At 68.1% G+C, this 18,265-nt stretch carries 7 protein-coding genes; all 7 read right to left on the bottom strand.

What is annotated here, in order from left to right; all coding sequences use genetic code 11:
• Positions 1 to 257: 257 nt before the first annotated feature.
• Positions 258 to 2,387 carry a DEAD/DEAH box helicase gene (locus tag EV186_RS35905; RefSeq protein ID WP_133853971.1) on the bottom strand — a complete coding sequence of 710 codons (2,130 nt, stop codon included), beginning with the start codon at positions 2,385 to 2,387 and terminating at the stop codon, positions 258 to 260.
• Positions 2,384 to 3,730 (bottom strand): BREX system ATP-binding protein BrxD, encoded by a 1,347-nt coding sequence (brxD, locus tag EV186_RS35900; RefSeq protein WP_133853970.1) that lies wholly within the window; start codon positions 3,728 to 3,730, stop codon positions 2,384 to 2,386. The genes EV186_RS35905 and brxD overlap by 4 nt, the downstream gene beginning before the upstream one ends.
• Entirely contained in the window at positions 3,727 to 6,528 is a 2,802-nt protein-coding gene (gene pglZ / locus EV186_RS35895) for a BREX-2 system phosphatase PglZ (protein ID WP_133853969.1), read from the bottom strand. The genes brxD and pglZ overlap by 4 nt, the downstream gene beginning before the upstream one ends.
• Positions 6,525 to 10,235: a BREX-2 system ATPase PglY family protein gene (locus EV186_RS35890; RefSeq protein ID WP_133853968.1), complete on the bottom strand. Its 3,711-nt coding sequence runs from the start codon at positions 10,233 to 10,235 to the stop codon at positions 6,525 to 6,527. Before EV186_RS35890 ends, pglZ begins: the two co-directional genes overlap by 4 nt.
• A 45-nt stretch (positions 10,236 to 10,280) precedes the next feature.
• Positions 10,281 to 13,850 carry a BREX-2 system adenine-specific DNA-methyltransferase PglX gene (gene pglX / locus EV186_RS35885; RefSeq protein ID WP_243754497.1) on the bottom strand — a complete coding sequence of 1,190 codons (3,570 nt, stop codon included), beginning with the start codon at positions 13,848 to 13,850 and terminating at the stop codon, positions 10,281 to 10,283.
• A 2-nt stretch (positions 13,851 to 13,852) separates the two neighbouring features.
• A complete protein-coding gene (locus tag EV186_RS35880) occupies positions 13,853 to 15,565 on the bottom strand; it encodes a hypothetical protein (RefSeq protein ID WP_133853966.1) in 1,713 nt (570 codons plus the stop codon).
• 71 nt (positions 15,566 to 15,636) lie between these two features.
• Complete coding sequence (locus tag EV186_RS35875; protein ID WP_133853965.1) at positions 15,637 to 18,075, bottom strand: protein kinase domain-containing protein; 2,439 nt, start codon at positions 18,073 to 18,075, stop codon at positions 15,637 to 15,639.
• Positions 18,076 to 18,265 lie beyond the last annotated feature (190 nt).

The following is an 18,265-nucleotide window of genomic DNA, read 5'->3' as shown; positions in this document are numbered from 1 at the left end:
ACGAGTCCGCAGCGAGAAAGGCATCCGCTGGGGCGGGCAACACCTCACCCCAGCCGCCTAACCAACCCGGCGAACCTATCTGGACAGAGCACTAGGGACTTGAACCCCCCACGGTGTCCGAGGCCGGTCGTGCACACTATTCACCCGTTGACGAATGGGCTGATAAGGCTCCGGTGCTCGCAGTCCGAAGTCGTGGGCATAGTGCGCTGACACTGTGGACCACGACCAGCCATGGTGGCGACGAGGCTTTCGGCCAATCAGCCGAAGAAGCGGACCGGTTCCTGCAAGACCGCGGCGGCGTGGTCAAGGTCGGCGAGACGTGCAGCGAGGGTGGCGGTAGCGAGTCGTTCGGGCAACGCCTCGTTGAACTTCAGCCCGGCCAGTGCTTTTTCGTCGACGTCTGGCAGGCACAGGCGGTCGACGGCATCAGAGGTGCTGGCTTTCCACAGGTCCAGGGTGAGGTCGGCACGCAGACGGATACCGGTGTCGTCGAAGCGTTGTGTGGCATCCGTAATGTCCGACAGGGTGGCGGAGAGGGTGGCATTCGCCCGGTAGCCCGCCCAGGTCCACCACCGGACGTCCTCGCCGTCGCGCGTGATGACCGTTCCGGCGGAGTGAACGCCGGGCAGATGATCGTCGCGGATGTCGGAGAGAGCGCGGCGTGCCCGGTCGGTCAGGGCTACCAGCGGGTCGGCGCCGAGCACGACGTCGCGGGCGGCGCGGGTGAGCGCATAGCTGGCTCCGGAGATGCCGGGGACCATCCAGCGTGCCTTGCCACCTCGTTCGGCTGGCTCGACGAAGCAGCGGCGGCGAGTCCAGTCGATCCAGGTGACCTTCCAGCTTCGACCGGCCAGCAGGATCAGCCGAGGGCCGTCGACCTTCTCAGTGAGCAGCATAGGGTCGGCGCGGCCGATGTCTTCCCGCCCGTGCAGAACGCTGAACTCCGACGCGGCGGTGAACACGGCGGTCATGCCGCTGAAGTGACGGTGCCCAAAACGCTGTTCAGCCTCGGGACCGATGAACAGCAGACCGGTGTCGGCGTCGATGAAACCTCGCTCGACGAGGTGGCGCAGGATCGGTTGGGCGCTGTGGTCGAACGGCGCGAGGCCGTTCCATGCCTCGGACCAGAGCTGGTCGCCGATCCGGTGTTCCTGCAGGCACAGAGCAAGCAACTGCTGGGCGACGATGTGACGAGGCTCGGCCGGCGCGACGACGGGCTCGACGTACCCCGTGCCCCACAGGTGCAGCAGTCCCGCCGCCCACAGCAGTTCGTGCTGGTTCAGGGTGAGAAACAGCGCGTTGCGCATCGCGCCGGCGCGTCGTCCGGTGCGCCCCAGCCGCTGGAGGAACCCGGCCACCGTCGAGGGTGAGTTGATCTGGATCACGCGGTCGAGGTCGCCGACGTCGATGCCGAGCTCCAGGGTCGACGTCGAGACAATGACGCAGTCGCGGGATTCGGCGAACGCCTGCTCGGCCCTACGCCGCTCCGCCGCCGAGAGGGAGGCATGGGACAGGAATGTGGTGACGCCTCGTTCTCGAAGCTGCGCGCCGATCTCCTCGACCAACCTGCGGGAGTCGCAGAACACCAGCCGCTTCTCGCCGCGGTGCAAGGACGAGATTACGGTAGCGGCGTTGCCGACCGACCCGACGTAGTCGAGTTCGACGTCGCCCGGGGAGTGCGCGTGGGGTGAGGTGCCGGATGCCCGCACCATGTCGGAAGGGAGGTCCGGGGCGACGACGACGGCCCGACGGGTATCGCGGCCCGATCCTTGGAGCCAGGCTAGCAATTGCGTCGGGTTGCCGACAGTGGCGGACAGACCGAGCCGCTGGATGGGATGACCGGCGACACGGGTGAGCCTTTCCAGCACGGCCAACAAGTGCCATCCACGGTCATCCCCCGCGAAGGCGTGCACCTCGTCGACAACGACGACTCGCAAGTGGGCGAAAAACCGGCCGTGCTCCACTCTCAGGGTTATCAGCATTGCCTCGAGTGATTCAGGAGTGGTCAGCAATACGTCCGGCGGGTCGCGCAGGATCCGTTGCCGCTGCGCTGCTGTGGTGTCGCCGTGCCAGACAGCCGAGCGTCGTCCCAGCCAGCCGGTGTACTGGCTCAGGCGTGGTTCGAGGTTGTTGAGCAGGGCCTTCAGAGGACAGACGTAAATCACCGATGGGGCCGCCCACTGGCCGGATTCCATTGCGGACAGCAGCGGAAAGAAGGCGGCTTCGGTCTTGCCCCCGGCGGTGGGGGCGAGCAGGAGCGCGTCGGAGCCATCGAGGACAGGTGCTATGGCGTCGTGCTGAAGAGCTCGCAGAGACGGCCAGCCCAGCGTGTTCACCACGTGGTGAACGACCACTGGGTGGAGCCGGTCCAGTTCCGCCTGTGTCATGGCAGGTCGAGTTCGATGTCTGCCGCGCGGACGGGGCTATGGACCGCGGCGGCTGAGGCGTTTCGCTCGACCTCGGTGAGTTCGCCCGCTGTCACGGTCAGGGCGTAGTCGCGTCGCGGGTCGAAGTCGTCGAACTGGTCGACCCGGTCGAGGACGTCCGCGACGATCTTCTTGAGGAAGACCCGCGGTGCGATCCCCACTCGGCCGCCGAGCGACCCCGTCACGGCGTCGGCCAGGTCACCTATGTAGCCGTCGTCCACCCGCTGCCGGATCCGCGCACTCTGTGCGGTCCCGTCCGCGTACAGGTCTCGCACCTTGACGCCGAGCGCCACCAGCGATGCCCGGTTGAACCCAGGCAGCCGGACCTGTATCGCGCGTGGGCTGTCGAACTTGGCGTCGGTGCCGAAATCGGTGGCCAAGCGTTGCGCTAGCGGGGCAAGCCGGTGCACCCCTGACGGGCCGTCGAAGAATGCGGGGGTGCCGGTAATCAGCAGGTACATCCCGGGGAAACGCCCAGCATCCACCTCGTCGATCAGCTGTCGGAGGGCGTTGAACGCCTTGTCGCGCACGTCGCCTCGCACCCGCTGCAGCGTCTCGACCTCGTCGAGGACAAGCACCAGTCCTGGATGCCCCGCATCGCGCAGCACGGTGAGCAGGCCTTGGAGAAAGGCCATCGCCCCGAAGTGGTCCAGCTCGCCACGGATCCCGGCCGAGCGCTTCACTGATGCCGCCACCTGCGGCTGGCCGCCCATCCACGCCGCCAGCCCATCGGCGAGCGCGCCGTCCGACGCCGTGATCGCGGACCGGTAGCCCCGCAACCCCTGTGCGAACACTGGTGTCCGGGTACTGACGTGGGTCAGCCGCTGCTCCAGGAGGCGGTCCACGGCGGCTGCGATCGCGACATCGCCGGCGGACTCCAACGCGGGATCGGCGTCGAGGGCGTCGGACTCCAGGGTGAACAGCCACGAGTCGAGAATGGCGCGAAATGCGCTCGGCGGGATCGACGCGGTCCTCATCGATTCGGTGATGCGCCGATAAACGGTCTCCAGCCGGTGCAGCGGTGTCTGGGTCTCGGAGATCTGAACTTCGGCGGCGGCGAATCCGCGCCGCAGGGCTCTCTCGGCCAGGTGCCGGGTGAAGAACGTCTTGCCGGCGCCGTACTCGCCGCGCACCGCCTTGAAAACGGCCCCACCGGCCGTCACGGTGTCCAGCTCGTCGTCCAGGGCTGCAGCAAATCGGTCCAGGCCGACGGCGAGCAGATCCAGCCCGCTCTCCGGTACCGTTCCGCGCCGCAAGGCGCCGATGACTTCGCGGCGCCGCCGGGCGGACACGTCGACGGTCACGAGCGCACTCCGAACTGTTCCTCGAGCAGCGTACGGCTGAGGACAACGACACCGGTAGCGGCCTCGATGGCCAGTACGGCGTACCCCTCGACGTTGAGCAGCTGCTGCACCTGCGTCAGCGCCCCGCGGAGCCTGGTCTGCGGCACCCTGAGTGCCTGCGCCGCCAACGGCGGCAGCAGGCGCGTGCCGTGGGTGACCACGAGCGCGTCGACGAGATGGGCTACCTGGTCGTCGGTGACGATGAGCCTCCCGGCGACCTTGCGCTGGCCCTTGTAGACGCGGCTGGTGACAACGGCGCGGCCCAGCGATGCCGTGGCAGCGCGGGCCTCGACACGCTGAGCGGTTGCCGGTGCGGGCCCGACCGGTTCCAGATCGAACAGCGTCGATCCGTCGTCCCGAACCGTCAGCGCCATCGTCGGCGGCGTCGAGACGGCAACCGTGACCGGCGGCGGGGTGCTCACGAGCTGCGAGGTCAGCCACCAGGCAGGCATCTGGGGCGGTAGCAGCGCAAGCCCGGCAGGGTTGCTCGACTCATCGGGCACGAGCACCGCAACCGGCACGACGACCTCGGCCGCGCTCGCCCCACCGTGATAGCCGGCCTTGAGCGGGCCGTAGCGCAGCCGGTCGTCGACGGCGAGGACGGCGCGATGGCCCTCGGCCAGGACCCGGGGTCCGGCGACCTGCACCTCGCCCTCGTCGAGGGTGCCAGTGACGCTGCGGGACCGGGAGCTGGAGATCTGGGCATACGACTTCTGGGTGCCTTCACGCCGTTCCACGACGTGCCCGTGATCGGCGGTCATCACGACGGTCCGGCCGGCTGACGCGGCGCGGGCGAGCAAGGGCTCGAGGTGCTTGACGGCGTCGGCGGTCCACACCGTGCCGGCCGGGTCGCTACGGTCAAGGGCGTCGTCGATGGTGTTGAGGACTACGGTCACCAGCCGCAGGTCTGTGTCGTCGAGGGCATCTCCGACGTCGTGGCTGACTGACCAACCGGCAGCGGTGGTGTCCACGCACTTCTTGTGGAATAGCTTGGCGGTGATCTTCCCGCCCTGAGCGGTGAGTTCGGCGTAACCGCTCTGCTCCATGGTCTGCTGGCCTTGCGCCAGTCGCCCGCACAGCAGCGACGCACGACTGACCTCTGTAACAGAGGGCAGCACCGAAAGCGCGGCCGCCCGGTGTCTTCCGTCCGCTCCAGGCAATGCGGCCTCGAGCCAGCCGAGACGGGTAGTGGCGTCCGCGAGAAGCTCGGTGGCGGTGGCGGCGCTCATCCCATCCATAACGAGCAAGAGCACGGGCGCCTTCTTCGCCAGGGGGATGATCGCACCCGGCAGAAGGCGCTCCAGGTACCAGACGGTGCCTGCGTCGCTCGGAACGCCGTTGCCGGCAGCAGCGGGCGAGGCGGCGGCCAAGGCGGCTGCGAACATGCGTTCCTGCTGACGACGGCGTTCCCGCGCCGCCGCCACGACGGCCTGCAGTACCGGCGACAGCTGCGGGTCGTCGACCCCGGCGAAGGCGTCGTTGACGGCGGCGTCCGCCCAGGACGCCGACTCCAGGTACTGCCGGGCCATCGATGCGAGCAGGGCGGCACCCTGAGGTGCGCTGCCGGAAGTGTCCGGCTCGGCGAGCCAGCGTACGAGCCGCACGGCAGCCTCGAAGGGTGCTCGCGTCGGGGACTGCTCTGCGAGCCGATGCGAGCAGATGTCCCGCCATGCGGCCTCGACACCTTCGATGCCGGTATCGGTGCGATTGGGGCCGACCGCGCGTCGTACCGCGTCGGCGAGGACGGCGAACCGTGCCCGCAGCCCGCTGGCCAGGAGGTCGGAGTACCGGGCCAGTGAAGTCGCTTGCAACTGCGTGAGGAGGACGTCGGCGCGGTCGAGAGCTCGCCGTACGTCGGCGTCGGCGCGCCGGTCGTGGACAAGGTCGGTCAGCAGCACGCCCGTGGCCTGGCCGAAGGCCGTCAGCGCCGACCGGGTAGGGGCGCTGTCACCCCAACGCCCTTCGAGCCGCACGAGAACTAGTTGTGCCTGGTGGGCCATTTCCGCGTCGCTCAGGTCGTTGGTCGTGAGCAGGTGCAGCACGACGCCCAGCGGGACGATGTCGGCCAGCTCGCCGCTCGCCAACAACGTACGGATGGGGCCTGCTGCGGTCCCCGCTCGCTCGGCGATCCAGTCCAGGGTGCTGTCGGCCAGCAGGTCGCCTATGCTGCGGCGCAGCTCGCCCAGTGCGGCGATGCTTGGCGCTGCCAGCGACCAACGCAAGACGCCGAGGACGTCGGCGGTGTCGCCGTCGAACCCGAGATGGGTCGCCGCGACGGCGCTTAGCGCGTGGGTGCGGGTGAGTACCCCGGCGGGAGCCGCCGGCCACCCGGCGGCTGGTGTCGCGGCGACGATGGAGGCGGCCAGGTCCCGATCATGCGCCCTCGACGTCAGCGCCGGGTCGATGCCGGTCGCGGAGAACCGGTGCCGGACGGCCTCCCATGGGTCCGGGCTGCGCAGTCGCTGCCAGACGAAGTGGGCGAGGATCCCCGCGCCGAGGTCGTCGTCGTCCCGGTCAGTGACGACGACGAGCCAGTCGCCCTCCCGGTGCTCGGAGAGCACCTCCCGGACGGCGAGGGCCGACTCGGCCGGTCTCACCCGCACGGTCCGGCCGTCGTGGGGAACATCCATCGCGACTGTGCGGCCGGGTAGGCCTCGCAGCCCGATCACGCCCGTCTGGTACTTCATCGTGCGCGCCTCGTCCACGATCGCGAGCACCATCGAGGTGCTCACCGACGTCACGCTCGTGGCGACCGTCACGGCACCACCCGCCAGACCACCTCGACCGTGTCGCCTGGGTGGTCGTCGAGGAACTTCCCGAGATCGGCAAGAACCGCGCCGTTGTCCGCCGGTCCGGTACGGGTGGCGCCGCCTGACCGACGACCGGGCGCCGGGGGCGGGATCGGCGGTGGGCTAGAAGGTGTGGCATCAGCCAGCCAGGCGAAGATCCCGTCCTCGCAGGCCGACAAGGCTGTCGCCATGCCGTTGACCAATTCGTCCCGCTGCAGCGCATCGCGGACGGCGTTGACGACGGCGGCGGCCGCAGCCGCGCGCTTACCCTCGCCGTCCATCGCCGACTTCAGTGGATCGAGGCGCCGCCAGCGGAACCGGTTCAGCGCGTCGACCACCGCAGCTGCCGACAGCAGGGATTTCCCGGCGGCGGCCGGGGTTGCCTCGGCCAGGTCCGGTGATGCCACCGTCTGCACGAGCTTGACGCCGGTCAGGTGCGGCAGTCGCTGGACGAGCGAGGCGCTGGCCCGAGCGGTCCGCAGCCGGTCGCCGTCCTGGATCCCGAGGGCGCGATACGTCGACTCCAGCGCCGCCACTAGGTCCGGTGCAGCCTGGGCCAGCTCGCGAGCCTTCGCGGTGACCTGGCCGACGAAGTCGGCGACGGCGGGCGCGGTCAGGTACGCGGCTGCTGTGACACCCAGCATGGCACCGACGACGGTGCGGGCGTGCTGCCACTCGTCCGGCGACGGAAGCTCCTGCATGCGCAGCTCCATCGACGGCGCCAGCGAGCCTGGGTCCGGCGCGGCCTGCAGCGCACCGCCGTGCTGGAACCACGCCCGTTGCCGCAACGCCGCCCACGTGATGATCACCAGATCGGCGACCTCTTCACACAGCCCGTGGGCGGGGGTGACGTCGCGGATCCAGCGGCGCAGCTCAGCCACGGTGACCGGCCCATCGGCCGGCACGTCCTGCTCCTGAGCGCGGCGCCCGAGGGCACGCTCGATCTCCTGGCCCCAGGGCGTGAACCGGTCGTCACCGAGCAGGTAGTGCATCTCGGTTGCCTTGCCGACGCCGAGCGGGCCGGCGATCCGGCGAACGGTCGCTGCGTCGGCCTGCAACTCGACGCGCTTCTCACTGTCCATGATGGACCGAGCCACGTACCCCGCCACGACCTTGAGGTCGCGGACTTTGACCTCCATTTCCCCCGGCTCAAAGTGCGGGTGCGCAGGATAGACGGCCTCAAAGGCATGGCTCAACAGGTTCTCGAACGCCTGCCCGAGCGTGGCGCCCACCGGGTTGGCGGGCGCGAAGCGCCGTTCGAAGGAGAACAGCGTCCGCTCTTGCGAGGAGTCCTCCAGCAGGACACCCGGCCGCGGGGACGCGGCACCGTAGGCCTGCTGGACAGCATCCTCCAGGCTGCGCCGAAGCGTGTTGCGCTGCGATTCCAGGATCGAGCGCGCCAGCGCCCGGTCCGTCTCGTTCAGGTGATCGGCCGCCCCTTGCCAGCGCTCGATGTTCCCGTCGAGCAACCAGTTCAGGATGACCAGGCGGCGCAGCTCGCGGATCTTGTCGTCGGACAGGAACCGCGGCAGCCACACGATCGTGCGCTCCTGCACGCCGCGGGCCACCATCTCGTCAAGGCGCTGCAAGTCTTCGGCCACAGAGTGGCCAGGGTCGTCGAACGGGTGGTCGACGACGATCCGCCAGGTGTCCGGGGCGGCCTTGAAGTGGTCGTCGGACAGCCAGGTCCGGTCGCGGACGTTACCGAAGATGACGTCGATTCGCCGCCGCGAGCCGCGCCAGATGATGTCGTGCGGGTAGGCGCCCTGCAGGTCTTGCTTGTCCAGGGCGATGCCCAGGCTCTCGCTGACCAGGTCCTTGAGCAGTTCGCGGCGGCGGCCTTCGTTGTCCTCGCCGTTGGCCCGCTCGACGATGGACTCGTAGTCGACGTCGGAGAGCTGGACCCGGATCGTCGGGTTGCGGTCCTCGCCGTCGAGGTGGATCTCCGGAACGTCGCGAGCCCAGGTACGCACTTTGGACAGGACGACACTCGCCTCACCGCCCGGCAGCGGCGACACGATCGACCCGTGGTTCAGCGACGCCAGTCTCGATGCCGTCAGCGCCATCAGGGCAGGAACCTTCGGGGCGACCGCCGACAGTAGGAGGGTCTTGGCGAGCCGGTCGTCGGTACGGAACCCGGCCGGGATCTTCTCCGGTTCTTCACGCGTCGTCCGCTCGTCCAAGCTGTGAATGCTCAGCAGCAGAGGGCGCACCTTGTCGGTGTAGAGCTTGTTCGCCGAGCGGAACAAGGCAGCCGCTTCGGCGTCCAGGGCCTGGCCGCTGTCGCCTTGGACGACGAGATCGAAGGAGTCCCCTACGGGGATGATCTCGTCGGTCGTCAGGGTGCCGCGACGGTCGACGAGCATCCGCTGCATGACCTTCAGCGCGGTCCGCTCCCGCTGCATGACGCTGGCCAGGCTGCGCAGCGTGGACACCAGCGCTGGGGAGAACGGGTAAGTGAGTCGGAACGCCTGTTCGTCCGAGCCTCTATGCCGCTCGTCGGTGTTGATGCCGTCCAGGAGCACGTCCCAAACCGCGGGGCGGCGGTCGATCGCTCGGAACGCCGCCTCCAGCGTGGCGCGAGCCTGATCGTCCTTCGGCTGCAACAGCCGCCGGTGCGCGACGTAGGGCAGATTGTCATCACCGAGTGGAATGACCCCGAACCGGCCCTGCTGGTGGCGGAACGCGCGATCGAGCGCTTCCTGCTCCGCGCCGCTTGCTCCGGCATCGGCAAACCAGCGCCGAAGGTCGATCTGCCGGGCGACGAACGAGATCAGCGGGATAGACCGCCCGCCGATCGCCGACTCGACGAGCTTGGTGATCTTCTGTGATTCGCGGGCGAAGAACTCCCGATTCTGCACCGAGAACGCCAGCCACAGCACGAGCTCGTCAAGAAACAAGACCACCGCGTCGTAGTTGAGCCTCTTGGCATGGCTAGCGATCGCCGCAAGCCCGGTGTCGAGGTCGACGTACTCGGCCTGTTGCGCGTAGGACCCGAAGTAGGTCTCAACGAGAGCGGAGACGAGTTGAAGCCGAACGTCAGCGGTCCGGTTGGCCGCCAGAGCCTGCCGGTAGCGGTCCACGTCCCAGATACCGCCTTCGAGGACGGCCGACCAGGCATCCCCGTCACCATTGAGCCCGGCGAAGAATTGTTCATCGCCGAGCCGTTCTCGCAGCCGCTCCGCATCCTGCAGCAGCCCTTCCGATCGGTGGACCGCCGGCAGCCCGGCCTCCGGGTGCAGCGCCGCCACCTGGCGGACATACCCGTCGAACAGGGCCTGCTCAAGGCTCTTGGCGTCGAGCAGGTGGAACGCGAGCGGGAGGATCTTCCGTTCGCCCAGGGACGGATCATGCTTCGCGACGACGGGCTGCAGCTCCGGCTTGGCCCGTGCCACCGGCTCGTGACGCAGGAGTGCGTGCAGCACTGCCATGAAGTGCGACTTACCGGAACCGAACGACCCGGTCAGGAACGCGCCGCGACTTGTCCCGGAGTCGATGCCCTCCGCGACCAGGCCGAGCGCGGTGTCGAACGCCCCGGCGAGGGCGTCCGTGACCACGTACTCGTCGAGCGTGCGGCGGGCAGCCTCCTTACCGACGGAGTCGGTGAGGCGCAGGACGTAGTCGTTCGCGCCCCAGTGCTCGGGGATGTCGATGACGTCTCGGAGCAGGGTGCTCACGCCGTCTCCTCGTCGTGGAACGTTGTCATGGTCGAGCGCACGGGATCAGACCTTCGCCTTGCGGCCGCGGGTGGCGGGTTTCGGTGCCCAGGCCTTGAGCTGGTCGAGGGTCATGCCCACTTGGTGGGCTCGGCCGCGCAGCTCCTCATCGAGGTAGTCGGCAAGGTTGATCTGGTAGATGGGATCGGTCTGGTTGTGCCACTGGCGCACCCACGGTTGCAGCTCTGCCAGCCCAGCGACGAGCGGCACCAGCCGCTCGTCGGACCAGCCCTCGGACTCCCGCTCGGCGATGACGGCCGCGAGGGCAAGCGCCTGCTGGGCGTGGTCCCAGCCGGCCCAGCCGAGCAGTTGCGTGGAGTCGGTCTCACGGCTGGCCTCTGGGTAGAGGATGAACCGTTCCTTCGGGACGTCGAGTTTGCCGCGATGCTGCCACCACGACTGTCGGCGGAAGTCCGTCGATGTGTACTTGGGTGGTACCGGGATCGTGCCGACGTTCTCGCCACAGTCCTCGCGGCGCTGCAAGTCCCATGTAACCTCCCACGCCTCGCGCTTGCGCTGCCCGGACTCCTTGAGTCGGTAGGCGGACAGGAACGGCACGCCTTCGTCCGCCAGTAGGTCGGCGAGCTGCTGGGTCGCCGACCGGTCCTTACGCCCAGACCAAAGCTCGAGCACCGACAACAGATCAGCGTCCCTGCTGACGTCGTCGGCGAATTGCGCGACCGACCGACTGACCGGCCGTCCCTGTGCATCGAACCAGTACGCTCGGTCTTCGAGCCGGTCGAGGAGCCAACCGCGCAGCGCCTTGTCGACCCTCTTTTCCCACGGTTCGGTAGCCCACCGTCGTTTGTATTCTGGCCTTTCGAGCAGGTTGATGAACTTATTAGATTCGATTAGATCAAGACGCCGCTGCACGAGGTCACGGTAGGCCTGAGGCCAATGCGCGGGGATCTCGGTGATCTGTGTCGACCTGTGCCTCGCGAACCAGGCGGTCGTCTCCTCGCCTGCCACGACCTTGCGCGCGAGGGCGATCTCGAAAGCCCGCTCGCCCAGGCACATGCCCGGTAGCCCATCCTTCTCGTACGTTAGGTCCTCCTCGATCAGCCCGTACAGCCGATAGACGTCCCAGTCCAGTTCCTCCTGCTCGGCGATCATCCGCTCGCGGGCGTACTGGCCGTCGGCCCGTACTATCTCGAGGACCGCGCCAGTCGGCGCGGGTGCCTCCGCGGAAGTTATGGACTCGAAGTGTGCCGCAGCCTCACTAGCAGTCCCGTCCAGCGACCGTGCCCGCTCCATCGGCAGACTCGTTGGTAGTGGGAAGTCCGCCACCGTCGCACCGTTGAACTGATATCGGTCCATCCAGGCTTCGGACTGAATACCGCGGCCGATGCCACTACCCGACTTATTGTGGCAGTTCTGCTTCAACCAGAAGCAAGCCGTCGACGAGTTTAGCACGCCGAGGAGTGCAAGGTGGTCGTCTTCCGACGCGCCCTCCGGCAGCTTGACGACCGGAGCCGTCTGCTTGAATACCTTCCCGCCCCTATCTAGCACAAAATGATTATGCGTGGCCACTTCACCAAATGTTATCGAAAAATCTGTTTTCATCTTCGATGTATAACATTCGAGGTGATCATACCAGGGTCTCTTCCGCTCAAGAAGAGTTTGGCCAAAGATGACCCGGTTAGCCAGAATGCTCCGAAACGGCCACAGAATCACATGGACGAGCGGATGCCCTTCCGGGACCCATGACGGCAGAAATACATCGCGATAAGGCCACCAAATGTGCGCTAGCCCTCGCAGGCCGTAGTCGCGAACATTTTCACCGATCACCACCTGTCGAACATGCTCTTGCAGGTCTAGCCTGCGCGCACGGCTCCAAGAAGTGAACCAAGCATCATCCTCACCCACCACCGTCGTACGACCGATACTGTGGATTCCAAGACCCATCGGCTTACCGTTCAGCATTGATAGCAGGGCGGATGCACTACCGCCGGAGAGACTCCAGGGATGGGCGGCCAACGTCTTGCGCGACAAATTGGTGACGGACACGTAACTGTTGTCGAAGTCGTTGCAATCAATGTGCTCAACGATCGACGTCCAGACGAGCCCCTTCGCCGGATCGTCTGGCTGACCGGGCTCTCCGCGAACACCGAGGACCGCCTTGACCGTGTCACTGCTCGGCGCCTGGGAGCAGCCGACGAGGATCAACGTCGGAGTTCCGTGTCCCGGAATGAAGGCGCCCGAGGTGTCGACGACGAGGCGGAGGTCTTGCTTGCTCAGGAACTCCTCGATGAGCCGCGACCCGAACTCCCGTTTCATGAACGAGTTCGACGTGATCTGCCCCATCCATCCCGCGGGGTGGTCACCTGTCACAGGTTTAGCGAGCTGGAAGAATCGTTCCATGAACGGGACCGTCAGCGCGTACGTCCCCTTGCATGTCGCGTAGCGGCTTCGATAGGCGGCGTTGAGGTTCTTGTCTTTGACGGTGATGTACGGCGGGTTGCCGACGACGACGTCGTACCGCCCGGGCGCGAGGATCGTCCGCAGCGCCTCGAGATCTTCCGAAGCGTACGCGAATCCGCTCAGCGTGGTGTCGACGTCCTGCAGCCCGAGTTCCAGCTCACGCTGGGCTGAGCCGTGCAACAGCGAGTCACCTGCGGTGATGCGGAACTGGAACGCGGGTGCGCGCTCCAGGGAGGTCTCCCCGCAGGCCCGCATGGCTGCGACCATGAGGCGGAACCGGGCGGTCGCCACCGCAAACGGATTGAGGTCGACGCCGTGGATGGCGTCGATGGCTTTCTGTACTCTGGCCCGGGCCTCCAGCCCCGGAGCGTGCGAGACCCAGCGTTCGTTGAGTCGCGCGAAAGCGCCGAGCAGGAAGTGTCCCGACCCGCAGGTTGGATCAATGAGTCGGAAGCCCTCCAGCGGCCGCTCCTTGAGGGCTGGCTCCAGTGTTTGGTCGAGGATGAACTCCTCAACGAACTCCGGGGTCTGTAGCAATGCGAATGTCTTCTTCGCATAGTCCGACAAGTCCTGATAGAGGTCGCCGAGAAAGCGGGTCGACAGGTCTGGGTCGGTGAAGTCCCATATGAGCGACGTGTCATCTGCAGTTGTCCGCTCGCGCCAGAACGCGATGAGACGCTTAGCCGCTTGGCCGGAGGGCGACACTGTCCAGAGCGCGGAATGCGACTCGACGAGATCCGTGGTCGCCTTAGTCTCGCGCAGGTACTTGACCGCCTGTAGCAGCCACTCCCGGTCCGTGCTCTCGGGGTTGGCACGACCAAAGGCGAGTTCGGCGTCCAGGGCCTCCTGCCGACGGTCGGCCGGACCTGCGATCCACACCGGCTCGAGCAGTCGGTTGTCCTCGCAGAAGCGCACGAACACCGTGGTCAGCGCCCACGCCACGGCCGCCTGAGTGATCCGGTCATCGCGCCATTCCTGCCACGACATCGCGGTCCGCTCGCGATCCACCGCGGCGTGATGCTCGCGCCGCCATTTTTCGCGAACGCCCACGTCACGTACTACGGGATCCGGCGACTCGACGCGGTCACGGAGGTCGTTCTCCAGGTCGAGGACGACCTTCTTGAGCGTGGCGGTGAGACCAGGCGAGATAGCCACCCTCAGGACTCCTTTGGCGAGGTCTGCGCGGCAGCATCCATGGCGGCCACGCTGTCAATCCAGTCGATGTCGAGCGCTACGAACTGATTGGGTGCCGCGAGCGGCACGGGCCGCCCGTCGAGCATTGCTCCGCGGTTGCCGCCGAGTTGAGGCACGACGAGCCAGACCGCGCGGCGGCGGGACGCGGCGAGGTCGGTCCAGCGGGCCAGCAGCCCGACGTTGTCGTATCTGGCCAGTGGTGCGGCGTCCGTGAGCACGACGGGCGCGCCGACCTCACCGTCCGCGAGGGCCTGCTCGACGGCGTCCTCGACCTTCGGCCAGGCCCGGCGGACCAGCTCCTGCAACCCGCGCTGACCCCGGCTGGCCTCGCCCTCGGCGTCCGCGGTACGAACCAGCTCCCAGGGCAGCCCGACCGCTGCCGAGGCCGCCCTCAAGGTGTCGAGCAGTGCCCCGGTCAGGTCAACGACGGTCGCGCAATAGCGGTCCTGGGCGGCGGCGATGAACCGTGGCATCCGGTCCGCGCGGACCCCTAGCGCGAGGAATGAGCGGCTCGCCAGGGACTGTTCCAGCCGTGCCCCGAGCGCCCCGGTGCTGCCGACTGGCGATGTGGCCACGCCCAGCGCCGTCGGACGCCGTGACTCCAAGCCTGTCGTCCGGCCCCCGGCCTCGGTCGCCCGGTACACCCTCAGCCGGTCGTCGAACGTCAAGCCCAATCCGGCAGCGGCGACGAGGTCGTCGAGCGCCGGCCGCCGCGGCAGCTCCGGCGTGGCCGGGAACCGTACGCGCACCCGTTCGCGGATCTCCTCCGGGGCCAGCTGCTGGCCGCCGAAACCCGCGAACGTGAGCTCCAGTGCCGCGACCGGGGCCAAGTCGCGGTGGTGCAGCTCACCTGCGCCGGAAGCTGCCGCGTGCGCCGAGGTCGCCGCCGCAAGGGTGACCCGGCGCTGCGACTCGGTCAGCGCTGTGGGCAGGGCGACCCCACCGGGAACGGCGTCCGCCAGCTGAGCCCGAACCCGGCTGGCGGGGATCACGACGCGCTCCGGATCTCCGGCCGTCGCGACGATCTGGTCGGCCTCCGCCGCCAAGGACTCGGCGACGTCAAACAGGGCCTGATCCTCCGCCAGCAGGGTCACGACGCGGTCGCGGCGGCGCAGCCACACCGGCTCCCGCGACCCGTCTGCTCTGTTCATCGCCTTGCGGCGCTCCAGGGCGAAGCGCAGCAGCCCACGGGCCCGCCGTTCGTCGGGGTGAGCCTCGGTGGAGAGAGCTGCGAGCACCACCGCGGTCAACTCACCTACCGTCGCCACTGCGCCGAGCTCGGTCAGGCGCTCGCTGACGGCGTCCGCGAGCCGGTCGAGCAGGGTTCGGGCGTTGTCGTCCGCTGCCCAGAGCTCCTGCAGTTTGCCGAGCAGCTGAGACGCGCGGGCCGGGGTCACCGGATCATCAAGGTTGGCCGCTAGGTCGGCGTGTGTCGCGAAGGCGTCCAGCTGCCTACTGATGCCCAGGATCAGGCACACGATCCCGCCACGCGAGGGCGATCGCCGGTTGGCGACGGTACGCAAGAGCAGCTCGGCGGCGTCCGTAGGCGTGGGCACCTGCCGCGAGACCGGAACGGGTGCCACATAGTCGCCGAGGCGGGCCCGCCACTCCTTGATCCTCGCCGTGATCTGCAGCCGGGTTGCGTTCGCGACGCCCGGCAGGCGCGACAGGGGCACCGGGTCGACCGTGAGCAATTCTCCGACTGTCTGGAGCTTGTACGGCTCGAGGGCGGACAGGGCCCGGGCGGTCAGCCCTGAGTCCCGCAGCGGCGTCGTGAGCGACGCCTTCGCGGCGAGTTCTTCGTTCGTGGAGTCCGGCTCGGTCGTCGCATCGTGCGCGAAGATCGCCAGCCAGGCCGACCGCAACTCTTCGGCTGTGTGGTGGCGAGCCGCGGAGTCCCTGGCAAGCGCGGTACGGAAGAAGGAGGACAGCGCTCCGGCGAGGGCTGGGTCGAACAGATCCGGCTCGATGTACGCCTCGTCGGGACCGTAGCGGGGTCGGCTTGGCCGTCCCCGTAGACCGGCGCGTTGCCCGTCGCCATCTCGAATAGCACGACGCTCGCGGCATACCGCTCGGCCGCCGAGTCGTACCGGTCGCGAGTGCCGACCAGGAACGGGTCGAGGTACGGCGGCGTCCCGGCCTGGGTGGCGGATGCCGCGGCCCGGGTCAGCGAGAAGTCGAAGAGCACCAGATGCTTGGCGCGGTCGCCGCGGCCCTCCCGCACGCCGAGGTTCGACGGCTTGATGTCGCGGTGGTCGATGCCCGCCTTGTCGACGGCGACCAAGGCGTCGAGCAGGTCGGTGCCGAACCGCTCCAGCAGGTCGAGGGACAGCCGGGTACGGGTGCGCAGCACGTCGGTGAGGGTCTGCGACCCGGCGCTCTCCAGGAGCAGCGCCCGCCGTCCCCCGACGACGAGCGGGCGATCCTCCAACAGCTTGACCACCCGCGGCGAGTCCAGCCGAAGGAGGGCTTCGGCCTCGTCGTCCAGGCGGATAGCGGCGTCCGTGTCGAGGGCGACCTTCAGCACGCATTCGGCGTCCACGCCGTCGGCGAGCTGGTCGTGGACAAGCAGCCCGACGGCCGTCGACCCCTGCCCGAGGCGACGGATCAGCCGGAAGCGTCCGTCGAGGACCGTTCCCGGGACAGCGTCCAGTGGGTCGGCGTCGTCACCGTCCGTCGCTGCATCCTGCTCCGCGATGGCGAGCTGAACCAGAACAGCGGGAATGTCGGCGGTGCGCTGGCTCGGCGCTGGCTGGGTCGCCTTGAGGACCAGTGAGCGAAGCGTCGATGAAACCTGCGGCAGCTCGACCGCCAAGTCCAGGCCCTGCTGGTCGCGCAGACGCTGCTTGAGCGCGTTCCCACCGGCAGCGGGCGAGACGCCGGTCAATAGGTAGAAAGCCAGCGCGCCGAGCCCGAATACGTCCAGCCGGATCCGGTCGGCGTCCGGGCTCCACGCTCCCTCGGGGGCGACGAAGACCTCGGCCAGCCCCGTGTCGTCGTCCGGCTGTCCGACCCTGAAGAGGGTGGTGATTCCGCGCGCCGAGACCCGAGTGCCCGCACCGGGCTCGACCGATCCGGCGCCCTGCCAGTCCCCGACCCGCACCTTGACGTCATGCGCGGTCCCCGGCACCGGCCGCACCCACACCGCCAGCGGGGACAGGCCCCGATGTACAACCCGGTTGTTGTGCGCGTACTGCAGCGCTTCACCAATTTGCCGGATCATCGACAGCTGGGTCGCCAGCGGGACGCCGTTCTCTTGGCCGGCCAGCCACAGGTCCAGCCGCTGCCAGGCCGGGTCGTAGGGGTAGACCAGCCCGACCCCGAGCTCGGATTCCACGACATCCCGGGGACGCAGCAGGCCGTCGTGCTGGAGCCGGTTCATGATCCCGAACTCGTGCTTGGCGATCTGACTGGCCGCAGCCTTCTCCTGCTGGTTCGCCGTCGGCGGCAGCACCCGGAACCGAATCCGGGCCCGGTCAGTGGGGACGACCTTGTGCGAGGCCAGCCAGTCCTGCCAGTTTTCCCCCGAACCGATCGCCTGGTCCTCGATCACCCACGACCCGGCCTCGCGCTCGCGGCGCTGAACCAGGCCGATACGTTCCAGGAGCTTCACAAGGATCAGCTCCTGGTTCCTGCCGATCGCGCGCCGGCCGGCGGCCTCGAGGACCAGCTCGGAGATCCCCGGCAGGTTACTGGTGGATTCGAGCCCATCCAGGCCGTACAGGCCGATGGCGCTCGACTCGCGCAGTGCGCACCGGAGGTCCGGGTGATGGAGGAACACCGACTCCTGGACGAACGGGACCACGTCGCGTTCGTCGGGGATCCGGACGCGCTGTTCGCGGGCCCAGACCTGCAGCTCGTCACGCAGCTTGCTCGCGAAGTACTGAGCCTTGCGTCGAGCCAACCTCAGCGGCGAATCCTCCGGACGTCGCCCATCACGGGCCCAGCGCTGGTCGTCGCCGCGGAGGATTCCCGAGTAGTACTTCAGCTCGATCAGGTGCAGCCGGCCCCGCCCGAGCAGCAGCAAGTCGACCTCGTGCCAGCGACCATGGGAGTCCCGGAACTCGAAGTTCGACCAAGCACGGAACGGTGTCTCGTCGGGCATGACCTTGCGGACCAGGGCAAGGCCCTCACCCTCATGGGGGAACTGGGAGGGCGAAACCTCGACCCACCGGTCTTGCCCCACTTGCACCACCGCTGTCCTCCACTCCCGGCTGCTTTACTCGATCATATGGCTCCGCCTCGCCTTGGCGGCGGCAGCTCCAGCGCGCTGGTGTCGGCCCAGCTTGTCAACCGACAACGCGAGTACATCCATTGTGGTGGGCCAAGGATCCACAGCTCTGGTGGCCGTCACGGCGAGCGGAGCGTTGCGGTCC

This window comes from Labedaea rhizosphaerae (genome assembly GCF_004362825.1).
Classification (GTDB): Bacteria; Actinomycetota; Actinomycetes; order Mycobacteriales; family Pseudonocardiaceae; genus Labedaea; species Labedaea rhizosphaerae.
The sequence above is the reverse complement of the archived record's forward strand: the minus strand, read 5'-3'. Positions and strand labels throughout refer to the sequence as shown.